General features: G+C 58.3%; 26 protein-coding genes. 18 read left to right on the top strand and 8 right to left on the bottom strand.

Translation table 11 applies throughout. From position 1 onward, the window contains the following. Positions 1–96: 96 nt before the first annotated feature. A complete protein-coding gene (locus tag ACWGKN_RS06775; protein ID WP_452094917.1) occupies positions 97–1,104 on the bottom strand; it encodes a TIGR00266 family protein in 1,008 nt (335 codons plus the stop codon). 36 nt (positions 1,105–1,140) lie between these two features. Continuing rightward, complete coding sequence (locus ACWGKN_RS06770) at positions 1,141–2,139, bottom strand: hypothetical protein (protein WP_452094916.1); 999 nt, start codon at positions 2,137–2,139, stop codon at positions 1,141–1,143. Positions 2,140–2,436: 297 nt separating this feature from the next. Between ACWGKN_RS06770 and ACWGKN_RS06765 the strand changes: the two genes are divergently transcribed. Then, entirely contained in the window at positions 2,437–3,366 is a 930-nt protein-coding gene (locus ACWGKN_RS06765; RefSeq protein WP_035227580.1) for a manganese-dependent inorganic pyrophosphatase, read from the top strand. Between the two features lie 91 nt (positions 3,367–3,457). Here ACWGKN_RS06765 and ACWGKN_RS06760 read toward each other — a convergent pair whose 3' ends face one another. Then, a complete protein-coding gene (locus ACWGKN_RS06760; protein WP_452094915.1) occupies positions 3,458–4,486 on the bottom strand; it encodes a hypothetical protein in 1,029 nt (342 codons plus the stop codon). Between the two features lie 293 nt (positions 4,487–4,779). Next, the gene (locus tag ACWGKN_RS06755) at positions 4,780–5,010 is read right to left on the bottom strand and encodes an RNA-binding S4 domain-containing protein (protein ID WP_035227584.1); all 231 of its coding nucleotides are present in this window, start codon (positions 5,008–5,010) and stop codon (positions 4,780–4,782) included. Between the two features lie 170 nt (positions 5,011–5,180). Here ACWGKN_RS06755 and ACWGKN_RS06750 point away from each other — a divergent pair, with 170 nt between their 5' ends. The 3 genes from ACWGKN_RS06750 (at position 5,181) to ACWGKN_RS06740 (ending at position 7,801) form a co-directional block, all read left to right on the top strand. Continuing rightward, complete coding sequence (locus tag ACWGKN_RS06750; protein WP_452094914.1) at positions 5,181–6,632, top strand: NAD-dependent succinate-semialdehyde dehydrogenase; 1,452 nt, start codon at positions 5,181–5,183, stop codon at positions 6,630–6,632. Between the two features lie 149 nt (positions 6,633–6,781). Continuing rightward, positions 6,782–7,297 (top strand): nitroreductase family protein, encoded by a 516-nt coding sequence (locus ACWGKN_RS06745; protein WP_035227587.1) that lies wholly within the window; start codon positions 6,782–6,784, stop codon positions 7,295–7,297. Positions 7,298–7,429: 132 nt separating this feature from the next. Continuing rightward, entirely contained in the window at positions 7,430–7,801 is a 372-nt protein-coding gene (locus ACWGKN_RS06740) for a hypothetical protein (RefSeq protein WP_052159746.1), read from the top strand. Between the two features lie 282 nt (positions 7,802–8,083). Here the strand turns inward: ACWGKN_RS06740 and rsmA are convergent, their stop codons facing one another. The 3 genes from rsmA to tsaD are packed head-to-tail and all read right to left on the bottom strand — an operon-like array spanning position 8,084 to position 10,544. After that, positions 8,084–8,980: a 16S rRNA (adenine(1518)-N(6)/adenine(1519)-N(6))-dimethyltransferase RsmA gene (gene rsmA, locus ACWGKN_RS06735; protein WP_424253408.1), complete on the bottom strand. Its 897-nt coding sequence runs from the start codon at positions 8,978–8,980 to the stop codon at positions 8,084–8,086. Positions 8,981–9,027: 47 nt separating this feature from the next. Next, positions 9,028–9,528, bottom strand: coding sequence for a DUF2062 domain-containing protein (locus tag ACWGKN_RS06730; protein WP_452094913.1), 501 nt, complete (start codon positions 9,526–9,528; stop codon positions 9,028–9,030). Positions 9,529–9,539: 11 nt separating this feature from the next. After that, positions 9,540–10,544: a tRNA (adenosine(37)-N6)-threonylcarbamoyltransferase complex transferase subunit TsaD gene (tsaD, locus tag ACWGKN_RS06725; RefSeq protein WP_452094912.1), complete on the bottom strand. Its 1,005-nt coding sequence runs from the start codon at positions 10,542–10,544 to the stop codon at positions 9,540–9,542. 172 nt (positions 10,545–10,716) lie between these two features. Here tsaD and moaA point away from each other — a divergent pair, with 172 nt between their 5' ends. Beyond that, positions 10,717–11,763, top strand: a complete 1,047-nt coding sequence (gene moaA, locus ACWGKN_RS06720; RefSeq protein WP_035227595.1) for a GTP 3',8-cyclase MoaA — start codon at positions 10,717–10,719, stop codon at positions 11,761–11,763. Here moaA and pheA read toward each other — a convergent pair. Continuing rightward, a complete protein-coding gene (gene pheA, locus ACWGKN_RS06715; RefSeq protein WP_035227597.1) occupies positions 11,746–12,846 on the bottom strand; it encodes a prephenate dehydratase in 1,101 nt (366 codons plus the stop codon). The two genes, moaA and pheA, sit on opposite strands and share 18 nt — an antisense overlap. 213 nt (positions 12,847–13,059) lie before the next feature. Here pheA and ACWGKN_RS06710 point away from each other — a divergent pair, with 213 nt between their 5' ends. The 13 genes from ACWGKN_RS06710 (at position 13,060) to ispH (ending at position 26,743) form a co-directional block, all read left to right on the top strand. Continuing rightward, the gene (locus tag ACWGKN_RS06710; RefSeq protein ID WP_035227599.1) at positions 13,060–14,235 is read left to right on the top strand and encodes a homocysteine biosynthesis protein; all 1,176 of its coding nucleotides are present in this window, start codon (positions 13,060–13,062) and stop codon (positions 14,233–14,235) included. Further along, complete coding sequence (locus tag ACWGKN_RS06705; RefSeq protein ID WP_452094911.1) at positions 14,222–15,028, top strand: ATP-dependent sacrificial sulfur transferase LarE; 807 nt, start codon at positions 14,222–14,224, stop codon at positions 15,026–15,028. The genes ACWGKN_RS06710 and ACWGKN_RS06705 overlap by 14 nt, the downstream gene beginning before the upstream one ends. A gap of 267 nt (positions 15,029–15,295) precedes the next feature. Continuing rightward, positions 15,296–15,568 carry an HU family DNA-binding protein gene (locus ACWGKN_RS06700; RefSeq protein ID WP_424253415.1) on the top strand — a complete coding sequence of 91 codons (273 nt, stop codon included), beginning with the start codon at positions 15,296–15,298 and terminating at the stop codon, positions 15,566–15,568. A gap of 219 nt (positions 15,569–15,787) precedes the next feature. Continuing rightward, entirely contained in the window at positions 15,788–16,879 is a 1,092-nt protein-coding gene (gene cbiD, locus ACWGKN_RS06695) for a cobalt-precorrin-5B (C(1))-methyltransferase CbiD (protein WP_035227604.1), read from the top strand. Between the two features lie 6 nt (positions 16,880–16,885). Next, positions 16,886–18,130, top strand: a complete 1,245-nt coding sequence (gene cbiE, locus ACWGKN_RS06690) for a precorrin-6y C5,15-methyltransferase (decarboxylating) subunit CbiE (RefSeq protein ID WP_452094910.1) — start codon at positions 16,886–16,888, stop codon at positions 18,128–18,130. Beyond that, the gene (gene cobM, locus ACWGKN_RS06685; RefSeq protein ID WP_035227610.1) at positions 18,130–18,909 is read left to right on the top strand and encodes a precorrin-4 C(11)-methyltransferase; all 780 of its coding nucleotides are present in this window, start codon (positions 18,130–18,132) and stop codon (positions 18,907–18,909) included. Before cbiE ends, cobM begins: the two co-directional genes overlap by 1 nt. Further along, on the top strand, positions 18,902–19,423 hold the full coding sequence (cobO, locus tag ACWGKN_RS06680; protein ID WP_424253419.1) for a cob(I)yrinic acid a,c-diamide adenosyltransferase: 522 nt from the start codon (positions 18,902–18,904) through the stop codon (positions 19,421–19,423). The genes cobM and cobO overlap by 8 nt, the downstream gene beginning before the upstream one ends. 54 nt (positions 19,424–19,477) lie before the next feature. Next, the gene (locus tag ACWGKN_RS06675) at positions 19,478–20,071 is read left to right on the top strand and encodes an FmdE family protein (protein WP_035227612.1); all 594 of its coding nucleotides are present in this window, start codon (positions 19,478–19,480) and stop codon (positions 20,069–20,071) included. Between the two features lie 82 nt (positions 20,072–20,153). Next, complete coding sequence (locus ACWGKN_RS06670; RefSeq protein WP_035227613.1) at positions 20,154–21,749, top strand: imidazole glycerol phosphate synthase HisHF; 1,596 nt, start codon at positions 20,154–20,156, stop codon at positions 21,747–21,749. A 96-nt stretch (positions 21,750–21,845) separates the two neighbouring features. Further along, positions 21,846–23,726, top strand: a complete 1,881-nt coding sequence (locus ACWGKN_RS06665; protein WP_424253422.1) for a sensor histidine kinase — start codon at positions 21,846–21,848, stop codon at positions 23,724–23,726. A gap of 3 nt (positions 23,727–23,729) precedes the next feature. Continuing rightward, complete coding sequence (locus ACWGKN_RS06660; protein WP_035227615.1) at positions 23,730–25,085, top strand: sigma-54-dependent transcriptional regulator; 1,356 nt, start codon at positions 23,730–23,732, stop codon at positions 25,083–25,085. Between the two features lie 172 nt (positions 25,086–25,257). Beyond that, positions 25,258–25,749: a universal stress protein gene (locus ACWGKN_RS06655; RefSeq protein ID WP_424253424.1), complete on the top strand. Its 492-nt coding sequence runs from the start codon at positions 25,258–25,260 to the stop codon at positions 25,747–25,749. 49 nt (positions 25,750–25,798) lie between these two features. Next, positions 25,799–26,743, top strand: coding sequence for a 4-hydroxy-3-methylbut-2-enyl diphosphate reductase (gene ispH / locus ACWGKN_RS06650; RefSeq protein WP_452094909.1), 945 nt, complete (start codon positions 25,799–25,801; stop codon positions 26,741–26,743). The last annotated feature ends 24 nt before the right edge of the window (positions 26,744–26,767 follow it).

The following is a 26,767-nucleotide window of genomic DNA, read 5'->3' as shown; positions in this document are numbered from 1 at the left end:
AAAAAACGGCACCGAAGGACTTCCGTCAGGATACGGAAGTCCTCCTTGAGCGTGTCGCGCCGGCTGTCCGAGGGACAGACTTCTGACCTGTCCCGCTCAGCGTTCGAACAGGTTTCCGAGCCCCCCGAGAATCGAGCCCTCGCCGCTGGTCGAATAGCCGGCGTTGTTCTGCGGCGCCGCTTCGTGGATGCGTCCGGCGAGTCGCGAGAAGGGCAGGGACTGCAGCCACACATGTCCCGGTCCCTGCAGGGTGGCGAAAAAGAAACCCTCGCCGCCGAACAGGGCGGACTTGACCCCGCCGACGAATTCGATGTCGTAGTGCACCGTCTGGGTCAGGGCGACGAGGCAGCCGGTATCGACCCGCAGCATCTCTCCCGCCTGCAGTTCTTTCTCGACGATGGTCCCGCCGGCATGGATGAACACCATGCCGGTGCCTTCGAGTTTCTGCATGATGAAACCTTCGCCGCCGAACAGGGCGACGCCGATCTTTTTCTGGAATTCAACGCCGATGGCGACCCCTTTGGCGGCGCACAGAAAGGCATCCTTCTGGCACACCAGCTTCTGGCCGTACTGTTTCAACTCCAGGGGGATGATCTTGCCGGGATAGGGGGCGGCGAAGGCCACCTTGCCCTTGCCGCTGCCGGCGTTGGTAAAGACGGTGGTGAACAGGCTCTCTCCGGTGATCAGGCGCTTGCCGGCCCCGAGCATCTTGTCCAGCAATCCGCCCCCCGCGTCGGCGGAGCTGCCGTCACCGAAGACAGTCTCCATCCTGATAAAGTTCGACATGTACATCATCGAGCCGGCCTCGGCCACCGTGCTCTCCTGACTGTCGAGTTCGATCTCGACAAACTGCATCTCGTTGCCGAAGATCTGATAATCGATCTCATGGGCCGTGGCCCCGGCGGCGGGCGGGAGCGGCGGCGAGAAGGACGCCGCCGGGGCAAGCAGCTCCGGGACCCGGGCTATCGGTCGCCAGGCATCGAAACCCTGCCGCCAGACCAGAGTGTCGTGCGAGTAGGAGCCCGCCGCCAGTGATTGCCGCAGATATTCCTGAGAAAACGGGCCTTGCTGCTGACCGTTGACCGCCACATACCAGATGTCCATAGGAATAACCTTTGTATTGGATGAATGAAGTGAAGTTTACTGAGCCGGTTCCGGATATTTTTCCTTCAGGGCGTAGAGCTGATCCAGATAGGTTTCCCGTAACTTGAGGTGGCCGCCGCCGCTCTCGATCTCGGAAATCAGCGACGATATCGCCTGCTTGAGGTCAATTCCATGACTGTTCGTCCCGTTTTGATTGGCGCGGTCAACGAGGAGAATGGCATAGTAATTGACGATCATCCGTGATTTCGAATCGCGCCGGAAGAGATACAGCCGTCCCCCCATGGTGTTGAGAAAGAACCCGGAGTAGTCGTAGTAGACCGACTCCGGGATATGAAGGCCCAGTCGGCTCTTCAGACAGTCCGGCTGATTGGTCAGGCGGAAGAGGGCAGCGACGATGTCCTCATAGGATTCCTTCTCCTGATCGAGTATCCCCTTGATCAGGAGAATGTTGTCTTTGCCGATCACCCTGAAGAAGTGGGCGGTGTTCTTGAGGATCGTGAACAGGTCGTCGGTTTCGCGGGTGACAATCGGAGGCTGGGCGGCCAATTTCCGGAACAGGCCGGAGAAATGCTCCCCGCTCGATTGCGGGAGATTGAATGATCTGATGTATGGCTGCTGATCGAGATGGGCGTAAAAGGCCTCGAGCTTCATGCTGTCCCGGGAACACAGCTCTTCCCCGGTCAACACGGTATCCTCGCCTGCAGCATCGTCTGTTTCGGCGGTAGCCTGACCCTGTTTGTCTTCGCCTGGTACTTCAGGAGTTTCGGCAGTGGCCGGTGTGTCCTTTGCCGGCGGCGCCTGACTCGGAATGATGACTGTTTTGGCCGTATCGGCAGAAGGCGGCTGAGTGGTCGGCGATGAGGTCTGCCGACCGCCCTGGCCGATCAGTCGCTCGAGGGAGAAGCGGGGATCGTTGCGGGTCAGAAAGGCGAAGGCGGCGACCAGGAGGACAGCGATCAAGAGGAGCAGATATTTGGCCTTCGATCGTTTCCTGCGACGAGGGCGGGGGGCGGGGTCGTTTTCGGTATGATCCATATTCTTTGCCTTGCGGTTAATGAGGGTGGCAGCATGGATGGAGCCTGACGGATATGTAGATTTTCGAATTATACTGCAGGGTCAGCATATTGTCACGGCTGAAGAATTTTGGAGCGGGACAGCGAAGCCATTCGGGATCAGGATCGGATAGGTGAGGCAGCTTTTTCTGCTTGACGCGGATACTTGAAGACACTATGCTACCTCGTTAATTTTCGAACGAAAAAGATGAGAGGGACCAACTGGTTTTCCAGGAGTTAACCATTTTACATCATACACTTATTTAATGGAGGATTTACGATGACAATTTGTGTGGTTGGACATTCAAACCCGGATACCGATTCTGTTATGTCGTCAATCGCTCTGGCCGCTCTGTTGAAGGCCCAGGGTAAGGATGCCAAGGCCTGCATGCAGACCACCGCCGATGCGCTGAATCCGGAATCCAAGATGCTGCTGGGCCAGTTCGGTCTCACCGCCCCCGAACTGCTGACCGACGCCGCCGGCAAGGATATCGCCCTCGTCGATTTCAGTGATCTCGCCCAGGGGCCTGGCAATCTGGCCTCCGCCAACGTGGTCATGATCGTCGATCACCACAAGATCGGTGATGTCACCACCAACAACCCGATCCTGTTCCGCGCCGAGCCCGTCGGCTGTACCGGCACCGTTCTGAACAAGATGTTCAAGGACGCCGGAGTCGCCATCCCGAAAAACATCGCCTGCGGCATGCTGGCAGCGATCCTCAGCGACACCGTCAACTTCAAGTCGCCGACCTGCACCGATGACGACAAGGCCGCTGTTGCCGATCTGAAGGGGATTGCCGGCGTCGCCAACACCGACGACCTGTTCATGGAAATGCTGAAGGCCAAGTCCTCCGTGGCCGGCATTCCGGCCAAGGACCTGCTGTTCCGCGATTACAAGGATTTCGATATGAAGGGCAACAAGGTCGGCGTCGGCCAGCTCGAACTCGCCACCCTCGATCAGGTTGCCGCTGTCCGTGCCGATCTCCTCAAGGCGATGGCCGACGTGAAGGCCGATGGCCGTCATTCGGTCCTGCTCATGCTCACCGATGTCGTCAAGGAAGGAACCGACCTGGTTGTACTCTCCGACGACCCGGCCCTGATCGAGAAGGCCTTCAACGGCAAGCTCCAGGGTTCTTCAATGTGGGTTGACGGCATGATGAGCCGTAAGAAACAGACCATTCCCAATCTGCAGAAGGCTTTCGGCTGCTGAGAGGTAAAAAGAAAATGCGCTGCGGTCAATGCCGCAGCGTCATAGATGAGCGGGTCCGGGATGCCGGACCCGCTTTTTTTTTGTCAACAGCTCACTGTTTTCCGCTGCAGATCGGGGCTTCTCCGGCTTGAGGGCGGAGATGACTTTCCGCAACACTCTCTTTGATCCGGCTGATTTTCTCGGAGACCCGGGGGTCACTCTGAAGGTTGCTGTTCAACCCGATAAACGCGTGCGTATACCGGCTGGCCGCGATCTCACCCGTCTTCATTTTCTCCTGTTGTGCAAGAATACCGCCGAGTTGTCGCATGATGTCCTCCCGCTCCTGTCCTAGACGACGAACGTACTCGGAATCGGAATTGCCCGAGCGGTTTTGCCGCTGTTCCTGCCCCAGATGCAACAGGCGTCGATCGATGTTCTCCAATCGTTGCCGTAATCTGATCTGATGCTGCGATTGGTCATGGGCCCAGGGATGTCCGGGCAGCCAGTCGACAACCAGTTGCCCGAGAAATTTGCCCTGGCTCTGCGTCTGGGTCATCAGGGTCCGGCCGGTAATCTTCGGCGCAATATTGCCCTGGATGTGGTCGGCGGTAATGAGGATATCGATTTCCGGATGCTGTTTGATCATTTCGACATTCTCGGATGCCGAAAGGGAGGACAGGATGATGACCATGTCGGGGGAGCGGTCGAGACGCTGCAGCTGCCGGGGGAGAACCTCCCTCCAATCGGCAAGATGTGTTCCCTGCGGCAGACTGGCGCCGGAGCCGGTAAGGCCGATGATTCCGATATCAAGCCCGGATCTGGTGATCATCAGTGAAGGAGCGAAGAGCGGCGACCGGTTCCGGTCCACAATATTGGCTGACAGCCAGGGAAATCCCCGGCGGCGGGAGGCGAGGAGAAAATCGATCCCCGCGGCCAGGTCGTGCGGGCCAACGGCGACTGCATCGATGGCCATCAGTTGCTGTATGTCCATGATGCCGGCGGCGGTGATCTTTTCGTCGACTGTGACAGGGGCCGCCTTTGGCTTGAAAAGAAGATTGCCGGCATCGAGGATGACGGATGGTGCATCGATTTGCGCTGAAAGAGCTGAAATCTGAAACGCTTTTTTGGACAGACCGCCCAACCGGTTTGCTCCTCAGCCACCGCACGGTTCCATCTCACCGAGGGTATTGGCGGAATAAAAGAGGAGAACCCTATGCCGCGTGGGCGTGTCGGCAGCCGGTGCCGAACTGATCAGCAAGATCTGGACCATCAGTGCGAGAAGCATCGATCCGATATGAAAAGGGGTGTGCGTCATCGTGACCTCTAAGGTTGAACCCGGAAAATTGCCGTCTAATGAGTTTAACATCCGGATATATATTAACAAATATCTTATCGTCCGCCGCTCTCAGCGACGGGCGGGTGCATCTGCATCCGTCATTCTTGCTGCACGATCACCCTGCAGGCGAGTCCGTTCATTTCGATCACATCGTCAATGCCCAGCTGTCGGCCGCGTCGGGTCTCCTGGACACCGTTGACCTGAACCTCGCCGTGTTGAATACGGATCTTGGCTTCAACGCCGTCCTGAACCAGATTGGCGAGTTTGAGAAACTGGCCGAGGCGGATCGGTGTTCGCACAACAGGTACGTCGGTAATTTCGCGTTGCATTCTACCTCTGATTGGGAAAGTTTGATCACATCCGTGCATGGTTTTTCTGACATTCGGTAAAGAATTCGAGTATAGTACCTGCGTATCTGGATGCAAGGCTGAAAAGAGAGCTCGCGTTGTGTGCTGCATGCACAACAGGGCTTTTTTTATTCTATGCTATGAGGGAAGACGTGGGAATTCAGGATTCGGAACTGTTCAAGCAGCAGTGCTATATCGATGGACAATGGATAACTTCGGCCGAGAGCTTCGATGTCGTGGACCCCTCGACGCAGCAACTGGTAGGTCATGTCCCTTCTTTAGGCGAAGAGGAGATACTGGCGGCAATTGCATCGGCGCACACGGCTTTCCCGCTGTGGAAGAATCTGACTGCCAAAGAACGATCAAACCTGCTGCGGCGCTGGCATAATCTGATTCTGGAACATCAGTCCGATCTCGCGGCAATCATGACGCGGGAGCAGGGCAAACCCCTGGAGGAGGCGATGCGCGAAGTCGCCTCCTGCGCCTCCTATGTCGAATGGTATGCAGAGGAAGCGAAACGGGTCTATGGCGACACGATTCCGATGTCCCAGAAGGGCAAACGCATCATCGTCCTGAAAGAGCCGGTCGGAGTGTGTGCGGCGATAACGCCGTGGAATTTTCCTCTCTCGACCATCACCAGGAAGGCGGCCCCGGCGATGGCCTGCGGCTGCACGGTGCTCGTGAAACCCTCCTCGTACACGCCGTTTTCGGCCCTGGCCCTGGCGGTGCTGGCCGACAAGGCCGGCCTGCCGCCCGGAGTGTTCAACGTCATTACCGGTCAGGCCGAACGGATCGGCCGCTTGCTGTCGCACAGTCGGCTCGTCAGGAAGATCAGTTTCACCGGATCGACGGAGGTCGGAAAGGCGCTGATGCGGGAGTGCGGTGATTCACTGAAGAAACTGTCTCTCGAATTGGGCGGGCATGCCCCGTTCATCGTCTTTGGCGACGCCGATCTCGACCTCGCGGTGGAGGAGGCGATGACCTCGAAATTCCGTAATTCCGGCCAGACGTGCGTGTGCGCCAATCGTTTTCTCGTCCAGGAGGAAATCTATGAACAATTCGCGGCGCGATTGGTTGACGAGGTCAAACGCCGGTTTGTTCTCGGACCGGGGTCCTGTGCCGATTGCAATATGGGGCCGCTGATCGATGACAAGGCGATCGTCAAGGTGGAACGGCAGATCGAAGATGCCCTGGCCAAAGGGGCGCGCGTTGCTACCGGCGGCAAAAGGAGGGCGGGGGAAGGGTTTTTCTTTGAGCCGACAGTCCTGCTCGATGTCACCGGTGAGATGCTGATCGCCCATGAGGAGACCTTTGGCCCGGTTGCGCCGCTTTTCCATTTCCGAGACGAAGAGGAGGCCCTGCGGATCGCAAATAACACGGAATATGGCCTGGCGGCATATTTTTTTACAAATGACTTGACGCGGGCCTGGAAGGTCACCGAAAATCTCGAATATGGCATGGTCGGCGTCAATACCGGCATCCTTTCCTCCGAGGCCGCTCCCTTCGGCGGCAGGAAGGATTCCGGGCTTGGCAGAGAAGGGTCGAAATACGGAATGGACGAATATCTGGAGATAAAATATATGTGTCTAGGTGGACTTGACTAGGAAGTCTGTTCAGGCAGGGTGCATTTGTTCTCGACAACCATTTAAAATTAAACTAGTTTATGAGTAGTTGCTTGATGCTTGGCGGGACACCACGAATCACGTTTTTTCGACAGATGATGTGCGGTTGCACGTATTTATGCTGAAGTGATATGGAAAACAGTATATTGAAGGCAATAAAAGAACGGCGGAGCATTCGTGAATTTACCACCGAAACTGTTGCTGAGAAAGATCTGGTGACCCTGGTGGAAGCGGCGATCTGGGCTCCTTCCGGCAAGAATAATCAACCGTGGCGCTTTGTGATCCTGACCGACCAAGAGGTACGGAACCATATTGCCGATCTGACCCTCTATCGTCATATTGTCGCCAATTGCAACAGTCTGATCGTTGTGTTCCTCGACACCGAGGCCATATATGATGAAGTCAAGGATCTCCAGTCGGCCGGCGCCGCTATCCAGAATATCCTGCTGACAGCGGAATCTTTAGGCCTGGGGGCAGTCTGGCTCGGTCAGATTCTCAAAAACAAGCATGAAGTCAATGCCGAATTGGGCATCAGCGCAAGATACGATCTCATGGCGGTGATTGCGGTTGGCTACCCGGCGCATCGAAATCAGAAATCGCACAGAAAGAATGTGCACGATTTCATTTTAAAAAAAATTGGAGGATGAACAATGAATACGGCTTTTATCGTCAAGCGAATATCGACACTCGTTGTTATTGCATCATTCGCACTGGTTATAGGTGGTTGTTCCGGCAAGAGTCAGAATCAATCGGCAATCGGAACCGGCGAGCTTCCTCCGTTGGCAAACTCCGTCGGCAGTTTCGGCGACCTCGAACTCCCGGTCGAAATGAAACTTGATCAGAACAAGACAATGTCGATCAATACCGAATCGTTCAAAGGCGGCATCCTTCATTACGCCGGCAGGGTCGAATTAAATTCGCTGAAGGATTTCATCGTTGCCTCGATGCGCAACAACAAATGGAAACTGGTCGGTGAGGCGTCCTATGACTATACCCTGCTCGCCTTTACCAAGCCGAACAAGACCTGTATGGTCGTTCTGGCCGAAGGTCTGGGCGGCTCTCTTGGCAAGACGCATGCCACCCTGTATGTGACGGCTGATCTCAGTTCCTCGGGCAACGTCAATCCCTTTGGCGAATCAACGATGCAGTAGATCAACCGTTAAATTGTCCCGCTGAAGCCTGTTCGATCATCCTTTCCAACTGCGTGGCGGACCTTGACCGTCCGGTTTCATTCCGCCACGCTGTCCTTTTCCTTGTAAGTATTCCGCGTGTGTTGTGGTGCGCCGTGGCCTTCGACGCGGAGGCGCCGGAGGCGGGCCCGTGTCATGACGTTCATGTTTGCGATGCCGGCAGTTTGTCTCTGCATGTTCAGCATTCAGACTGCCCGCCAACCGCGGATTGACTGCAACGACAATCCCGGGGGAACCCCGAAATCAGCGTCCGGTGTCAGCCAGACATCGGTGAAATGACCGGCTCAGTTCTTCAAACGCCGCGATCGGAAGGGTCTCAGGCCGGACTCGAGGAGAGAGGCCGGCGGCGATGATGGCGTCCTCGGTCATCTTCTTGACATCGTTGCGGTCGGGCAGGGCTGGAAAAAAAATGGCCGAGGTCAGGGTGTTGAGAATGGTCTTGCGCCGCTGGCTGAAGGCCGCCCTGACAATTCTGGTGAACAGTTCCGACTCCTCGGAAGAAAGGGTTCGAGGTCGGTCCTGATCCAGAGGGAAAGAGATCCGGATAACGACCGAATCGATCTTGGGTTGGGGGTGGAACTCGGCCGGACTGAGGGTCATCATCTTTCTGACACGGGCGCAATGCTGCAGCAGCACTGATGGAATGCCGTAGTCCTTGGACCCGGGGCCGGCGAGCAGCCTGTCGGCCACCTCTTTCTGCAGCATGACCGTAGCCTTTTCAACATGGCGGCGGTTGTCGATCAGTTTGAAGATGAATGGGTTGGAGATCGAATAGGGCAGGTTGGCCATGATCTTCAATCTTCCGCCGCACCGCCTTTCGAGTTCGTCAAAATCGGTCTTGAGGATGTCCTGATGGAGCAGGGTGACATTGTCCGGCAGGTCGTGTTCCTGTTCATGGAACCTGATGATGCCGCTGTCGATCTCTATCCCCACGACCTGGCGGGCCGTTCTTGCAAGAGGAATCGTCAAGGCCGCCAGCCCGACACCGACCTCGACGATGACGTCATCGGGGCCGATCTCCCCGGCACGGACGATGGCCTCGGCGGTATGGCGGTGGACCAGGAAGTTCTGACCGAATTTCTTCTTCGGGGCGAGATGGTGTTCCTGCAGCGCGGATCTGGTCTTGCCGTAGACTGACATGGTTATGCCCGGTGAATGGTGGAGGGGAGTCCCGGCCCTGTCTGGGGTCAGTTGAGGATGTGCTTTGCCTGCCGTTTGGCCCTGATTTTGACAAAAATGCGCAGGGCAAGGTAATAGCTGACGACGGCAAAAGGGAAGGCGAAGATGACGCCGCCGACAAGAAGCACGACAACGGTCTCCTGGCCGAGTCCGGCAAGGAGGTCGAAGGAGTGGACAAACCCCTGCGACGAGGAAAGCCCGTCGACGACCGCCTGGACTTTTTCCCAGTTCAGTTCATATGGAGTTATGGTATTGCCGATGATGGTCGAAAGATAATAGATCGGGATATAGGTCAGGGGATTGCAGACGATCATGCTGACGAGTATGCCGGCTATCGCCGAGGTCCTGGTGAGAAAAGCGAGGAGGAGAATGATGATCGTGTGCAGCGGCATCGTCGGGGTCAAACCGACAAAAACTCCGATGGCGGTGCCCAGGGCCAGCGACCGCGGGTCCCCCTTGAGGCGGATGAAGCGGAGATAGTAGTATTTCCTGATCCGGTCAAGTTTCATGCGAAGGTCGATTATCCGAGAGAGGATCTCGAGTAGACATCGCTGTCGATTGGAGAAGGGCCGGATTCATTGAAGCGATGGTATCCGGCCAGGGCGATCATCGCGGCGTTGTCGGTGCTGAAGGCCGGTCGCGGCACGTAGCATTTCACCCCATGTTCGCCGGCTCGGGCGGCCAGCACCTGACGTAATCGCTCGTTGGCGGAAACGCCCCCGCCGAGGACGACCGTGTCGATTCCGTGCCGGCGGGCGGCGCGCAGCGTCTTTTCGACCAGGACATCGACCACCGCCTCCTGGAAGGAGGCGCAGACCTGACCGACGGCCACCTGCGACCCCGCCTGACTCTGCTGGCGGCAGTGGTTGAGCACCGCCGTCTTGAGGCCGCTGAAACTGAAGTCGAGGGATTGCTCATCGAGCCAGGCCCTGGGGAACCTGATGAGATCGCCATCCCACCCGGCGGCCCGGCGGGCAACCTGCGGCCCTCCCGGGTACGGCAGGTCGAGGAGTTTGGCGACCTTGTCGAAGGCCTCTCCGGCCGCGTCGTCCCGGGTCCTGCCGAGAGGGGAAAACGTGGTATGGCCCTCGGCGAGGTACAACGAGGTGGTCCCCCCCGAGGCGATCAGGGCGATATAGGGAAAGGTCGGCCTTTCTTCCTCCAGAAAGACGGAGAGGATGTGGCCGGCCATGTGATCAACCCCCCGGAAGGGAATGCCGGTTACTGCCGAAATGGCCTTGGCAAAGGAAAATCCGACGAGGAGGGAACCGATCAACCCCGGCCCCTGGGTCACGGCGATCAGATCGATATCGTCAAGGGTGATTTCAGCCCGCTGCAATGCCTCGGCGACAACAGGGTAGACCGATTCAAGATGCTTTCTTGAGGCAAGTTCCGGCACAACCCCGCCGAAGGGGCGATGGATGCCGTCCTGGCTGCTCAACACGCTCGCATGCAGGGTACGGTCGTCTTCCAGGATGGCCGCGGCGGTGTCATCGCAGGAACTCTCAATTCCGAGGATCAGCATTGAAGTCAGCGGGATGGTAAAGGGGGAACGACAGATTTTCGATTGTCACGGTGTAGTGTTTTCGGTTAAGAGTGTTAGAATATATATGTCCATGGGGTTAAAGTCAATGACTGCCCCTTCTCAGTACTCCTTCCTCCAACAGTTGCTGAAAGCCGTGTCGAAGACAGCCCCTTTGAGAGCCGACAAAACCCCTCTCGTTGATAATTTCTCGAGGACCATCTCCTATCTCCGCCTCTCCGTGACCGACCGCTGCAACCTCCGTTGCATGTACTGCATGCCGGAAACTGACGGCGACACCGGATGCCGGAGAAAAAACAGCGTGATCCTGCCGCATGTCGACCTGTTGACCTACGAAGAACTGCTGCGGGTGGTCTGCCTGGCGATTCAGCTGGGAATGAACAAGATCCGCCTGACCGGGGGCGAGCCATTGGTGCGCAAGGATATCCTCCGGTTCATCGCCAGACTGACCAGGATCGAAGGACTGCATGAGGTCCGGCTGACGACCAACGGCGTCCTGCTCGAGGAGTACGCGCAGTCACTGTACGACTCCGGCATCAGGCAGCTCAATATTTCGCTCGACAGCCTGCAGGCGCACAGATTTGCCCGGATCACCGGTCGGGATTGCTTTGATCAGGTCTGGCGGGGAATCATGGCGGCCAGAGATCTCGGTTTCCGCATCAAGATCAATGTCGTGGCGATGAAGGGGATCAACGATGACGAATTCGGCGATTTCGCCGCTCTGGCCCTTCATCAGCCCTTCCAGGTCCGGTTCATCGAATTCATGCCGGTCGGGGAAAAGAGCAGCTGGCAGTTGGAGCAGTTCATCAGGGCGGCGGATATCATGGCCATGCTGACCGATATGGGGGAGTTCATCCCCCGCCAATCCCAGAGAATCGACGGCCCGGCGAGGGTCTACCATCTCCAGGCCCGTGACGGCCGGCAGGGGACCGTCGGTTTCATCAGCCCGATAAGCCATCACTTCTGCGACCAGTGCAACCGGCTGCGCCTGACCGCCGAAGGGAAATTGCGTTCCTGTCTGCTCAACGACAACGAACGGGATATCAAGACCCTGCTGCGTGGTGGGGCGACAGACGAGGAGCTGATGAGGGCGATCCGCGATACCGTTCTGGACAAGCCGAAGGGTCACCAGTTGCAGCAGCGCCTTGACAATGGTCAAGCCATGCAGTGTCCGGGGCAGATGTCACGCATCGGAGGGTAGGTAGTTGCTCTGCGGGTAGGAGCCGAGCCATTCGAAATACGAACAGAGCGGCCGCAGGCGCTCGCAGCCCCTGAAAATCTTCTCATCCTCAATGTGACCGATCATATCAAGGAAGAACAAGTATTTCCACTGCTTGCCCTTGATCGGCCGCGACTCGAGTTTGGTCAGGTTGATCTCCTCTTCCGACAGCACGGTCAGGATTTCATTGAGCGCCCCCGGTCGGTCCATGGTGCCGACCAGCAGCGAGGTGCGATCCTGACCGCTGGCCGATGGCGATCTCTTGCCGATGACCAGGAAACGGGTGGTGTTGCCGCGATAATCCTCGATGCCCTTGACGACGACCTGGAGTTCGTAGCGCTTGATCGCCAGGGACGAGGCGATGGCACCAATATTGGGGTTGTTGGCCGCCATCTGGGCGGCGGCGCCGGTGGACAGCACCGGCAGCGTCGGGATATTCGGCAGATGTTTCCGCAGCCACTCCCGACACTGGGCCAGAGGTTGGGCGTGGGAGGCCACCGTCTGGATATCCTCGATATTGCCGGACCGGCAGACCAGGTTGTGGCTGATTTCAAGCTGGACCTCGCCGCAGATCTGGACCTTATATTTCATGAAGGAATCGAGCGTGGAGACCACGGAGCCTTCGATCGAATTCTCGACCGGCACGATCCCGTAGCGGGTGCGCCCTTTTTCAACCTCGGAGAAGACATCGTCGATGGATTCCTGCGGTTTGTAGGTTGCCGAGTGGCCGAAGTACTTGACGCCGGCAAGGTGCGAGAAGGTGGCCTCGGGACCGAGATAGGCAACCTCGATATTTCGCTGGGACAGTCGGCAGGCGGTAATGATCTCATGGAAGATGGTCCGCAGCGAGTCCTCCGGAAAGGTGGTGCCATTTTCTTTGAGCAGGCGCTCGTATATCTGTCTCTCACGCAGCGGATCCCACTTGGCGCGATTGTTTTCGTCCTTGAGCCGTCCGATATCCCGGGCAAAAGTGATCCGTCGTTTGAGCAGGGTGAGAATCTCACTGTCGATCGAATCAATATTTTTCCGTATGTGGTGAATTTCGTTTTTCTGCTCGTCAACCATGGTTTGTCCTGTTAGATTCATGCGGAATGCAAGGAAAGACAACAGATCAGCCTGTTCCGCTAGGGGATCATCAGCTTAGGAAAAAGAAAAAACTCTGTCAAGGCGGAAAAAATCCGGCCAGACGACAACGTCCCTTTCCACTCTCGTTTGTTCGGGGCCTTGTCTGCAGTTGCGACGGTTTCATTCTAACATTTGAATAATACGACTACATTCATGACAAAACAGAAAATAAGCAAGACCTATGAGGAAATCAACGCCCGCATCAAGGCCGGAGAGGCCGTTGTGGTTACCGCCGAGGAGATGGTGGGGATTGTCCGGAAAAAGGGGGCCGAGCAGGCGGCAAGAGAAGTCGATGTGGTGACCACCGGCACCTTCGCCCCGATGTGCTCTTCCGGCATGTTCTTCAATTTCGGTCAGATGGTCCCGACCATCAAGGCCTCCCGGGTCTGGGTCAACAAAGTTCCGGCCTATGCCGGGCTCGCCGCGGTCGATGCCTATATCGGTGCAACCGAACCATGCGAGGATGATCCGCTCAACAAGATTTATCCTGGCGAATTCCGCTATGGCGGGGGGCATGTCATCGAGGACCTCCTCCGCGGCAAAAAGGTCCTGCTTGAGGCCAAGGCCTACGGCACCGATTGCTACGCCGCCCGAAAGATGAAGAAAGAGGTCGGCCTCGACGACCTCCCCACGGCCCTCCTCTGCAACCCGCGCAATGGCTATCAGAATTACAACTGTGCGGTGAATCTGACGGACCGGGCGGTCTATACCTATATGGGAATGCTGAAACCGCATTGCCGCAACGCCAACTACTGCAGCGCCGGCGAACTGAGTCCATTGCTGAACGATCCGTTGTACAGGACCATCGGCATCGGCACCAGGATCTTCCTCGGTGGCGGTATCGGCTATGTAACCTGGCACGGCACCCAGCACAAGCCCACCGCACCGCGGACCCCGGGAGGGGTGCCGCGCAAGGCGGCCGGGACCTTGATGGTCCAGGGTGACCTGAAACAGATGTCCCCTGACTGGCTGAGAGGAGTTTCCATCCTGGGGTACGGCAACAGTCTGGCAGTCGGTCTCGGCATTCCCATCCCCATCCTCAACGGCGAGATGGCAGCCTTTACCGGGGTCTCGGACAAGGATATCTATACCCAGATAGTCGACTATGGCCATGATTATACCAACGGCATTGTCAGGAGTTACGGCGAAGTGAGTTATGCCCAGCTGAAATCCGGGTCCATCATCGTCAACGGCAAGGAGGTCCAGACGGCGCCGCTCTCCAGTGTCGTCAAGGCCAGGGAAATCGCCACTATTCTCAAGGACTGGATTTCCTCCGGCCGATTTCTGCTGAGCCGTCCTGCCGAGACGCTGCCGGATGGATCTGAATAGCTCCGGGTTGATGACGGGCAAGCTGGCCCTGCTCCATGCCTCACTCAGGAAATTGGAGCGGGTCGCGGTTGCCTACTCCGGCGGGGTCGATTCGACGCTGCTGCTCCATGCCGCAGTCCAGGCCCTCGGTCCGGACCGGGTGATCGCCGTGCATGCCGTGTCCTGTCTGAACGGAGCCATCCAACGGGAACAGGCGCTCGCCCTGTTCGGTACCCTTTTTCCCGACGGTGTTGAGCTGCGGCGGATCACTGTCGATCCGTTGGGGTGGGAAGAGTTTGTCGAAAATACCGACCAGCGGTGCTACTTCTGCAAGAAACGGCTGTACCGGCGCTTTTCGGACGAATTTTCCGAAGACACGGCACGGCGACTGCTTGATGGCACCAATGCCGACGATGTGCTCCAGCACCGGCCGGGGATGCAGGCGATTCGGGAACTGGAGGTGATGACGCCGTTGCTCGATGCCGGGCTGAGCAAGATGGACATCAGATTGCTGGCACAGCAGGCTGGATTGCCGAATCATGCCCTGCCCGCCAATTCCTGCCTGGCAACAAGAGTCGGGTCAGGCCGGAGGATTGAGGCCCGCCTGTTGCAGCACATCGACATGGCGGAGGCCTTTCTCCATCGATCAGGTTATCCGGGATCACGGTTCAGGCTGGTACAGAATGATATTCACCTCGAGATCCGTCATGAAGAGATGGAACGTTTCCAACGTGAGGATATCCGCAGCGCCTTCCAGACCTATGTTTCCGACCTCGGTTATGGCTTTAATTTCAATAATGTAACATGCCGATAATATGATGATTATTTTCACTGTTCAAATTTTATCAATGATTTCGATTTAGTGCTTGCGTCTGAAGACCGATTCAATTATTGTGCACACGAGAAGCCGCAATACCCCGAATCTAAAGGGTTGTAGGATATTGAGCCACCTTCGGGCAAAAGATAATTGCGCCACTTTTTCTTTTGACAATTGAAACCAGGTTGATTAAAGCATCAACACAGGAGAAGGGACACAGAGTCCTGATACTAAGTAACGTAAGATCTTAGCAGGGAGGATTACATGAACAAGAAGGAACTTATTGAGAGCATTTCAGGTGCTGCAGATATAAGCAAGGCTGCTGCCGAAAAAGCATTGAACGGTACGCTGTCCGCAATTGCTGAGGCGTTGAAGGAAGGTGACAAGGTGACTCTGGTCGGTTTCGGAACATTCTCCGTATCCAAACGCGAAGCTCGCCAGGGAAGAAACCCCCAGACAGGAAAGGCCATCAAGATTCCAGGGAAAAAGGTTGCCAAATTCAAAGCAGGCAGCAAATTGTCCGAGGCTGTCAATTAATTCCTGGTGTAGATCTACGCACCGGCTCTGCGTATCCGGCCGATATGTGCAGGTGTGGTTGTCACTCTGCTGCTAACAAAGACGATTTGACCGTGCATAACAGGGGAATGGAAGGCTTTCTTTTCATATAAACCGGAGAGATTGAAACACCGGAGAAGATATGCCTGGAAAAAATTTGTCTAAGGGCCGTTCCTTGTAAGGGGCGGCCTTTTTTTATTCATGAAACGACTCAGATCTGGATATACTACCGGGGCCTGTGCGGCGGCGGCAGCCAAGGGTGCGGCCCTGACCGCCCTCACCGGAGAACCGGTATCGCGGATCGCCATCCCTTTTCCCGACGGGAGAAATATCGATTTTGACCTTGCCGGGTGTCGACCTGTCGACGGGACCTGGCGGTCGGCCGTATGTTCGGTGATCAAGGACGCAGGCGACGACCCTGATGTGACCAATGGTGCGGAAATCGTTGCCGAAGTGGTGATTGTCGAAGCGAATGCCGGAGATGCAGGCGCCATCATCATCACCGGCGGGCCGGGCATCGGGATGGTCACCAAGCCGGGTCTCGCCCTCCCGATCGGCAGCCATGCCATCAATCCGGTCCCTCGTGCCATGATCAGGAAAGCGGTAGAAGAGGCCTTCGCTGCATCGGGGCAAAAGATCGGGAAATATAGCGTTCAGGTCGAGATCTCCATCCCGAACGGGGAAGTTCTGGCCCGACATACACTGAACAAGAGGCTGGGAATTATCGGCGGATTATCGATACTCGGCACGACCGGCGTCGTCGTGCCGATCTCTTCCGAGGCCTGGACCGCCACCATTACCGCCTCGATGGATGTGGCGAGGGAAATGAGGGTGCGCGAGATCGTCCTGTCCACCGGGCGCACCTCGGAAAAGGCGATGGAGGAGCGCTGCCGCTTGCCTGAGGAGGCCCATGTGATGATGGGTGACTACCTCGAGTTCTCGCTCCTGGAAGCCTCGGCACACCACTTTGCCCGGATCCATCTCGGCGGGATGTGGGCCAAGATTCTCAAGGCCGCGATGGCGATTCCCCAGACCCATGTCCGGCACGGGGCCCTTGATGCCGAGAGTGCCGTTTCCTTTCTCGAAAATCTTACCGGCAGGAAGACAAACCTCGACTATCTCCATGGGTCGAACACCGCTCGGGAGATCCTCGACCGCCTGCAGCGGCACGGTGCTGATGCGGTCATACGGAGAGCCTGCCTTGCCGCCCGGGATTACTGCCAGTCCGTATCCGGTCTGCCGGTCAGTGTCTATCTCGTCCTCGCCACCGGGAGAATCATTGAGACGGTCTGAGCCACGATGAACGATTTCAAGATCCATATCGTCGGCATCGCCGAAGGAACAATCGATCCACGCCGGGTGGCGATGCTGGCCGACTGCCGGCTGATCGTCGCTGCCGCTTCAATGGAGTCGTTGCTGCGGCAACAGCTGCCGGACTACCCTCGATCGCAGATAGTGGCGCTAACCCCGTTGTCGGCGGCGCTACAGACCATCGCGGCGCACGCCGATCAGGGAAATATCGCCGTTCTCGCCAGCGGGGACCCGCTGTTCTTCGGGATCGGCGAGGTGCTGGGGCGACAGTTCGGCTCGGACAAAATCATCGTCCATCCCGCCGTCTCGGCGATGCAGTTCCTCTTTTCCCGCCTGAAAATCCCCTGGCACGATGCGCGTTTCATCAGTCTTCATGGCCGCAAGGCCGGGCTGCAGATGGCGGAGATCCTCGCGCATCCCAAGGTGTGCCTGTTGACCGACGGAGAGAACAATCCCGCGTTCATAGCCGCCGCGATACTGCGCCATATCTCGCCCCGGCGGCGACCCTGTTTTTCGCTGTTCGTCGGAGAACATCTCGGGGTGGCTGGGGAACGGATAAGCGCCGGATCGCTGGAGGAGATTGCCGACAGGCAGTTTGCGCAACCGAATACGGTTGTTATCCTGCAGGATTGGACCGAGGAGACCGGCTACCCGGTCTTTGGCCTCGGGGAGCAGGAAATCGAGCACAGCCGAGGGCTGATCACCAAGAACGAGATCCGGGCCGCTGTCATCCATGCCTTGAGGCTGCCTGCGCACGGGATTTTCTGGGATATCGGCGCCGGCTCCGGCTCGGTCAGCATCGAAAGCGGCCGTCTGGCCAAGGGATTGCGGGTCTTTGCCGTGGAGAAGAACGGGGAACAGCTCGAGCATATTGCCTGGAACCGGGGGAGGTTCCGGGCCTGGAACATCGAGATCGTTCCAGGCGAGGCGCCGACGGTCCTGGAAGAGCTCCCGCCGCCGGATCGGGTGTTCATCGGCGGCAACGGCGGAAGATTGGCGGATATCGTCGCCTCCACCTGCCGCAGCCTGAGGGATGGCGGCCGGATCGTGATCAGTGCAGTACTTGGCACGACCCGCGACGCCGCACCAGGATTGCTGTATTCCCAAGGGCTGGCCGTGGAGATAACGACCCTGTCGGTTGAGCGCCAGACCTTTCCCGATCGTCAAATAGCCGGTCTCAACCCGATCTCTCTGATTGTCGGCCAAAAAAAATTAATGTGGATTCGTAAATAATGACTCCAATTAACAGATTTACCGTTTCATTTGTCGGTGCAGGGCCGGGCGACGTCGAACTCATTACCGTCAAGGGGCGACGGCTTCTTGACGCCGCCGACGTCATCATCCATGCCGGCAGCCTGGTCAATCGGGAACTGCTCGACGGCTGCACGGCCGACATTCACGATTCCTCCGGACTCAACCTCGATGAGATCGTCGAGCTGATGGTTGCAGCCTGGCAGAAAGGGTTGCGCGTCGTTCGCCTGCATACCGGGGACCCGTCGATCTACGGAGCGATCCGGGAACAGATGGTGCGGCTCGAGGCCGCCTCCATTCCCTGCGAGGTGATACCCGGCGTCAGTTCCGCCTTTGCCGCCGCCGCCAGCCTGAAGGCCGAGCTGACCCTGCCGGAGGTCGCTCAGACGGTGATCATCACCCGTCAGGAAGGACGGACCCCGGTACCGGCCCGGGAAAAGCTCAGCCTGCTGGCCAGTCACCAGACCACCATGCTGATTTTCCTGTCGGCCGGCCTTCTCGCCACCGTCGTCGAAGAACTCCGGACCGGCGGCTATCCCGGCGATACCCCGGTGGTGATCGTCGAGCGAGCGAGTTGGGAAAACGAGAAAATTGTCCGGGGCACGCTGGCGACCATTTGTGCGGCTGCGGCGGCACAACAGATCAGAAAGACGGCGATGATCTGCGTGGGCCGGGTCTTCGACCGGCAACCGCCGGAGGCGGTGTCTAAATTATACGATCGGCATTTCAGTCATGGAACGAGAGAGGCGAAGGATGACTAGAGGACTTCTGGCGGTGTTCACCGGCAACGGCAAGGGCAAGACGACATCCGCCCTCGGCCTTGCCTTCAGGGCGCTCGGGCATGGGCACAAGGTCAGCGTGATCCAGTTCATCAAAGGCAACTGGACCAGCGGCGAGCATCTGTTCGCCAAAAATATCTCCCCTCTCATCGAATTTCACGTCATGGGCAAAGGGTTTACCTGGAAATCCGAGAATCTCGCCGAGGATACGGCTCTCGCCCGGAAAGGATGGGAGCTCGCCGTCGAGACCATCGACGGCAACCGGCACCACCTCGTAATCCTGGATGAACTCACCTACCTGATCAGGTATAATATGGTTGCCGAAGAGGAGGTGCTCCAGGTGCTGCAGCGCCGTCCGCCCGAAATGCATGTGGTGGTGACGGGCAGGCACGCCAGCGACAGATTGATCGAGATGGCGGATCTGGTCACCGAGATGATCGAGATCAAGCATCCCTATGCCAACGGCATAGCCGCCCAGAAGGGTTTTGAATTCTGACGATCGTCGTTGGTTTGCCGCAATACCGGTACAATTCACTCGAGAAGCGAAGCTATGAAAGATTTTGAGGCATTGCTGGCCGAATCGGTCACGGTTCACGGTCACATCTGCGCCGGCCAGGTCATCGGGGTCCGGATGTCGATGCTGGCCCTGCAGCGGATCGGTATCGACGATCCGCGGGGAGCCGATCGCAAGAAACTCTATGTGCTGGTCGAAATCGACCGCTGCGCCACGGACGCCATCCAGTCGGTGACCGGCTGCAGCCTGGGCAAGCGCTCGATGTATTTTCACGACCTCGGCGTCATGGCGGCCACCTTCGTCAATCTCGAGACCGGCAGGGCGGTCAGGGTCACGGCACGGGAAGAGGCCAGGGACCTGGCCGACAGGTACTGCCGCCAGGGTGGCGACAAGTACAGCCGCCAGCTCGAGGCCTACAAGGTGATGGCGGAGGACGAGCTGTTCCTGGTGCAGGATGTGGCCGTGGATATCCCCGCGGTCAATCTCCCCGGGCGACCGCTGAAACGGGTACAGTGCAGCAATTGCCACGACTGGGTGCAGGACGGCCGGGAGGTCGATCGGGACGGGGAACTGCTCTGCCGCAGCTGTGCCTTCGGCAGATACTACCGGATGGTTGAGACCGCGGAATGATATACCGGCGGCCGGCCCGATGCCCAGGTGATGGGAACATGGGCGGATGCGGCACCGGTCTGGAACAATACGAGTCAAAACGATGATAACACTTCTCGATTATGGCGCCGGCAATGTCCGCAGCGTCCGCAACGCCATCAGAAAACTCGGTTTCACCGTACAGGATGTCGGCTGTCCCGAAGACATCGTGACCGCCGACAAACTGGTTTTTCCCGGTGTCGGCAGCTTCGGGACGGTCATGGAACGACTGATCCGGGACGGTTACGACAAGGCGCTGCAGGAACGGATTCGCCTGGACCGGCCGCTGCTCGGGATCTGTGTCGCCCTCCAGGCCCTCTTCGACGGCAGCGAAGAATCCCCCGGGGTCCCGGGGCTGGGCGTGATCCCGGGGATGATCCGGAGGTTTGCCACCCCCGGCCTGTCGGTCCCGCAGATCGGCTGGAACGGCATCCTGCCCAAAAAAGAATCCCCGCTGCTGGTTGATTATAACGGCGAAAAACTGTATTTCGTCCACTCCTACCATGCGGTCGTCGACGACCGGTGCGACGACTGGCTCCTGGCCACGACCTGCTACGGCGGCGAGTTTGTCTCGGCGGTGGAGAAGGGCAACGTCACCGCCTTTCAGTTCCACCCGGAAAAGAGCGGCCGGGCGGGCCTGGCCATCCTCGACAATTTCCTCCGTCGACAGGAGGGGCTCGCCGTCTCCGGGGTCCCTTCCCGTGTGGCCAAGGGCGGTACGACCAGCCTCGCCAAGAGGATCATCGCCTGTCTCGATGTCCGCAGCAACGACGCCGGAGATCTGGTCGTCACCAAGGGCGACCAGTACGATGTCCGGGATCGGGGCGAGGTCCGCAATCTCGGCAAACCGGTTGACCTGGCGCGGCGGTATTACGAGGAGGGGGCGGACGAGATCACCTTTCTCAATATCACCGGCTTCCGTGACTTCCCCCTCGAGGATCAGCCGATGCTCGAGGTCCTGAAACGGACCTCGGAGAACGTCTTCGTCCCGCTGACGATCGGCGGCGGGATCCGCTCGTTCACCGCCTCCGACGGCCGGCACTACACCGCCCTCGATGTCGCCTCGGAATATTTCCGTTCCGGAGCCGACAAGATTTCGATCGGCAGCGATGCCGTGTACGAGGTCGAGCGCTATCTGGCAGAGGGCGTCAGGACGGGGAACAGCGCCATCGAACAGATCTCGATCGTCTACGGTGCCCAGGCCGTCGTCATCTCCATCGATCCGCGACGGGTCTATGTCGCATCGCCTGACGCCACCCCGCATGCGACCATCGCTACCCAATTTCCCGGTCCGAACGGGGAACGGTACTGCTGGTACCAGTGCACGGTGCAGGGGGGCCGGGAGGGGAGGGACATCGACGTGGTCCAACTGGCGCAGGTGTGCGAACTGCTCGGCGCCGGCGAGATCCTGCTCAACTGCATCGACCGGGACGGCACCAACAGCGGCTTTGACCTGGAGTTGATCGCCCGGGTGAAGAAGGCGGTTCACATCCCGGTCATCGCCTCCAGTGGGGCCGGCAAGGCCGACCACTTCGTCGAGGTCTTCACGGCGACGAATGCCGATGCGGCGCTGGCCGCCGGCATCTTCCATCGACGCGAGGTGGGAATCGACGAGGTCAAGCAGGCCGTCGCCGCTGCCGGGATCGAGGTACGGCGGTAGTTCGCCTGGTCCCTGGATGACACAGGCCGAACTGTCTCTTGAGCGGGTGAAACTGCAGGCTGCTGCGGAATGCTGCTTTTTCAGCGAAGAAACGCGATGGATCAGGCTGTACCGACCGAGACGAAGCCAGGTGTGAAGGGAATCAGCCCCTGGCATTTTTCCATCCTCAAGGGGGTACTGCTCTTTATCCTTCTCCTTGGCGCCGTGGTCTACCTGACCAGCAGATGGACCTACGGGCGAGGGTTCGACAAGCTTGCCGACCAGGGCAAGGTCAAGCTTGAACTCTATATTACCTACCTCTCGGGGGTTCTGGAAAAATACGAGAGCCTGCCGGAACTGCTGGCAACCGATCGTCTGCTGGTGGCCACTTTGCAGGATCCCGGCGATTATCACCAGGTTGAAACCCTCAACCGCTATCTCGAGGCCATCAACAGCATCAGTGACACGGCCGATATCTACCTGATGGACAAGAACGGCTTGACGATTGCCGCCAGCAACTGGAAGGACAACAATCCGTTCATCGGCAACAACTTCAGTTATCGCCCGTATTTCCAGGAGGCGATGAAGGGCCGCCTCGGCCGATATTACGCCCTCGGCACGACCTCGTCCAAGCGCGGCTATTATTTTGCCTTTCCGGTGCGGGACAAAATCAGGATACTCGGCGTGGTTGCGGTCAAGGTCAATATCGACACGGTGGAGCGGAACTGGGCCCATCGCGATGAAAGCTACCTCATATCCGATCCCGACGGGGTGATCTTCATCACCTCGACCCCCGAGTGGCGCTATCGGACCATCGATCCGCTTGAACCGGCGGTACAGAAAAAGATCATCGAGAGCAAACGTTACCCCAACACCCGCTTCGAGGCGCTGAGTACTGACCGGGGGGTGATCGAAAAGAGCCGCCAGATCATCAGGCTCACTCCGCCCCAGGAGAGTGAGCCCAAAACGTATCTGCGGCAATTCCACTTCATGCCGGAAGCGCAATGGAATGTCAACATTCTCACTGATATCCAAAGCTTGAAGCGGGACATCCTGATCAACAACATTCTTGCCTGTTCCGGTCTGTTCCTGGCCTTTTTTCTGCTCCTGCTGTTCTCGCAACGGCAGCATCGCCTGCGGGAACTGAACCGGATTGAGGAGGCTGCCCGCCGGAATCTGGAAGAGGCCAACGAGCAGCTGGAATCGCGCGTTCTCGACCGGACCCGGGAGTTGACCGAGACCAACCTGCTGCTGCGCAAGGAGATAGCCGACAGGCAGAAGACTGAAATCGCCCTCAAAAAAACCCGTTCCGAGCTGATCCATGCGGCCAAACTGGCCGCCCTCGGGCAGATGTCGGCCGGAATCAATCACGAGATCAACCAGCCGCTCGCCGCCATCCGCAGCTATGCCGAAAACGGCTGCCAGCTGCTCGACAAGGGGCGGCTTGCCGATACCCGATGGAATCTCGAGCAGATCGGGGAACTCACCGAGAGAATGGCCCAGATCGGCAATCAGCTCAAGCTGTTTTCGCGGAAGTCGAGCGGGCAGATGACCGTGGTGCCGGTCCATGGGGTGATGGATGGGACCCTGGAGATTCTCGGCCCGGCGATCAAGAAATCGGGGGTCACGGTCCAGGTGCGGATCGTTCCCGAGGATCTGCGGGTGAAGGCCAACAATGTCCTGCTCCAGCAGGTGCTGGTCAATGTCATCAGCAACGGCATCCAGGCGATGGAGGAGGGCGACAGGAAAGAGATCACCATCGAGGCGAAACTCGAAGCGGCTATGGTCACGATCGTGTTCGAGGACTGCGGTGCCGGGATTCCGCCGGAGCATCTCCCCCACATCTTCGAACCATTCTATACGACCAAAAAATCAGGCCAGGGTCTGGGGCTGGGACTGACCATCAGCGACCGGATCCTGCTTGATATGAATGGCAAGATTACCGCGGTCAACACCCGGCGCGGCGCACGATTCCAAATTACCCTCGAGAAGGCCTGAAACATGGAAGCATTGAACCAGGTTGTCTTCATCGATGATGAAAAGCATATCCGCCAGGCCAACAAGCAGACCCTGGAGTTGGCGGATCTGGCGGTAACCTGTCATGATTGCGCCGAAGACGCCCTGCCGGTCCTGTCCACCGAATGGCCGGGGGTGGTGGTCTGCGATATCCGGCTGCCGAACATGGATGGCCTGGAATTTCTCGTCCGGGCCCAGAAGATCGATCCCAACCTCCCCGTCATCCTGATCACCGGTCATGGCGATATCTCGACGGCGGTTCAGGCCATGCGCGACGGCGCCTATGACTTCATCGAAAAACCGTATTCCTCGGAACGGCTCGTCAAGACGGTCCAGCGAGCCTTGGAGAAACGGGCCCTGACCCTGGAAAACCGCAGCCTGCGGCGCGAACTCGAGGCCCACAGCGCCCCGGGTCCCCGGATACTCGGCAAGACGCCGACCATGGAACACCTGCGGTCGATGATCGCCCAGGTCGCCGATACCGGCGCCGATGTGCTCATCATGGGCGAGACCGGGACCGGCAAGGAACTGGTGGCCCGCTCGCTGCACGAGCACAGCAAGCGGCGGACTCGCAATTTTGTCGCCGTCAACTGCGGCGCCGTCTCGGAGACGATGATCGAGAGCGAGCTCTTCGGCCACGAGGCCGGCGCCTTTACCGACGCCAGAACCCGGCGGATCGGCAAGTTCGAACATGCCAACGGCGGGACGCTGCTGCTGGATGAAATCGAGTCGATGCCGCTGCGGATCCAGATCCATCTGCTCCGGGTGCTGCAGGAGCGGTCGCTGGAGCGACTCGGCTCGAACGAACTGATCCCCCTCGACCTGCGGATCGTGGCCGCCGCCAAGGTCGATCTCCGCCAGCTGGCGGAGGCGGGGGAGTTCAGGAAGGACCTGTACTATCGCCTCGGCGTGGTGTGCCTCGAGATCCCGCCCTTGCGGGAGCGGCGGGAGGACATCCCACTGCTGTTTCATCACTTCCTGCTCGTCGCCGGTCATCGGTATCAGCAGGAAGTGCCGCTGCCGGTGGCGTCCCAGCTCAATTCCCTGATGGCCTATTCGTGGCCCGGTAATGTCCGTGAACTGCGTAATCTGGCGGAGAGGTATGTCCTTTTGGGGAGCCAGTATGAATGGTCGCTGGAGAAACTGCTTTCCGGGATCGAGATCGGCCAGAAAAGGAGCCTGCCGCAGCAGGTGGACTGTTTCGAGCGCAGTCTCATCGAACAGGCCCTGGTTGCAAGCAACGGCAGCATCAAGGATGTCATGGAGGCCCTGGCGATTCCGCGCAAGACCCTCTACGACAAGATGCGCAAGCACGGGCTGGAGAAAAGGGACTATAAGTGAGCGGCATCGACTTTCGCTTCAGAATCTTTCGGGTTTTTAACGGATTTTGCTCATCAGGGTATGGTTTTTTCGCCAATCCGGCCATACAATATTGTTCGTACGCAGCGTTGACGCATGAACACGCCATTGCAGCAGGCAGTTCCCCCATACCTCAATGAACAGGAGCATCACGATGAACAACATCCCGCAGATCAAGACAATTCTGTACGCGACCGATCTCGGTAAGTTTACCAGACCGGTATTCAGACAGGCAATCGCCCATGCCAACGTCCATAAGGCCAAGATCATCATGCTCAATGTCGTCGAACCGCTGACCGAGACCGCCAGGGCCATCATCGCCGGGTATATGCCGGAAACGGCGATCGAAGAGATACAGAAGGACGGGATGAAGAACATCATCGCCACGATGAAGGAGCGGGTGAAAAAATTCTGTGACGAGGAGTGCGATGGAGCGGGATGGGAACAGATTCCGCTGCAGGATATCATTGTTGTTGCCGGACGACCGAGCGAGGAGATCCTGCTGGCGGCCGAAAAATACAATGCCGACATGATCGTCATGGGCCAGTCGTCGAAAAAGGTCATGGGGAGCAAGGTCATGGGTTCTTCGGCCAGACGGGTGGCCCGTCTGACCAAGGTGCCGATCCTCATCGTCCCGAATATCTGATGGCAGTGATGGCTGCTCCAGGATCCCGACCGGAAATGGGGCGATTGCAATGAACGGATCAACCGGCCCGATAGAGATCATCCTCGCTCAACCCCGTGGCTTCTGCGCCGGGGTCGAGCGGGCGATCGAGACCGTCCGCCTGACCTTGAGGCGGTATGGGGAACCGGTGTACGTGCTGCACGAGATCGTTCATAATCTTCATGTCCTGAACGAACTTGAACAGCTTGGCGCGGTGTTCGTCGAAGATCTGGCCGACATCCCGGCGGGGGGGATCTGCATCTTCAGCGCCCATGGAGTGTCGCGGGCGGTGGAGCAGGCCGCGCGACAGCTCGGTCTCAAGACCGTCGATGCCACCTGCCCCCTGGTCGGGAGCGTCCACCGGATGGTCGAGAAGTATCATGGCGAAGGCTGCGATGTGCTGATCATCGGCCACCATGGTCATCCCGAGGTCATCGGGGCGGCCGGGCGGGTGACCGACCGGGTCCATGTCATCTCTTCCGAACAGGAGGCACGGCAATGCCGGGTCACCGATCCGGGGAAAGTCGCCTATGTCACCCAGACGACCCTCAGCCGGGAGGATATCATCGGCATTGTCAAGATTTTCAAGCAACGGTTTCCGGATATTCGCGGGCCATCCTCGAATATCTGTTTCGCCACCCAGAATCGCCAGGACGCAGTGAAGCGGCTGGCGGAACAGACCGATCTCATCCTCGTTGTCGGCTCAAAAAACAGTTCCAATTCCAACCGCCTTCGCGAAGTGGCGCAACGTCACGGCACGCCCGGCTATCTGATCGACGACAGCGGCGATCTGCAGGCTTCGTGGTTCGATGGGAAGCAAAAAGTTGGGATTACCGCCGGGGCATCGGCGCCGGAACGTCTGGTCAGAGGAGTGATTGACTGGATTAGGGAGCGCCGGGAGGCCACCATCACGGAGATGGGGGGAAAGAAGGAGCATGTTCATTTCGATCCCGCTGTCGTAGTGGAACGGCAATGATGGCAGGACGACAGGGATATGCTG

The sequence above is a fragment of the Desulfoprunum sp. genome (assembly GCF_053613775.1).
Note: the sequence above shows the minus strand (reverse complement) of the source record. Positions and strands in the feature narration are given on the sequence as shown.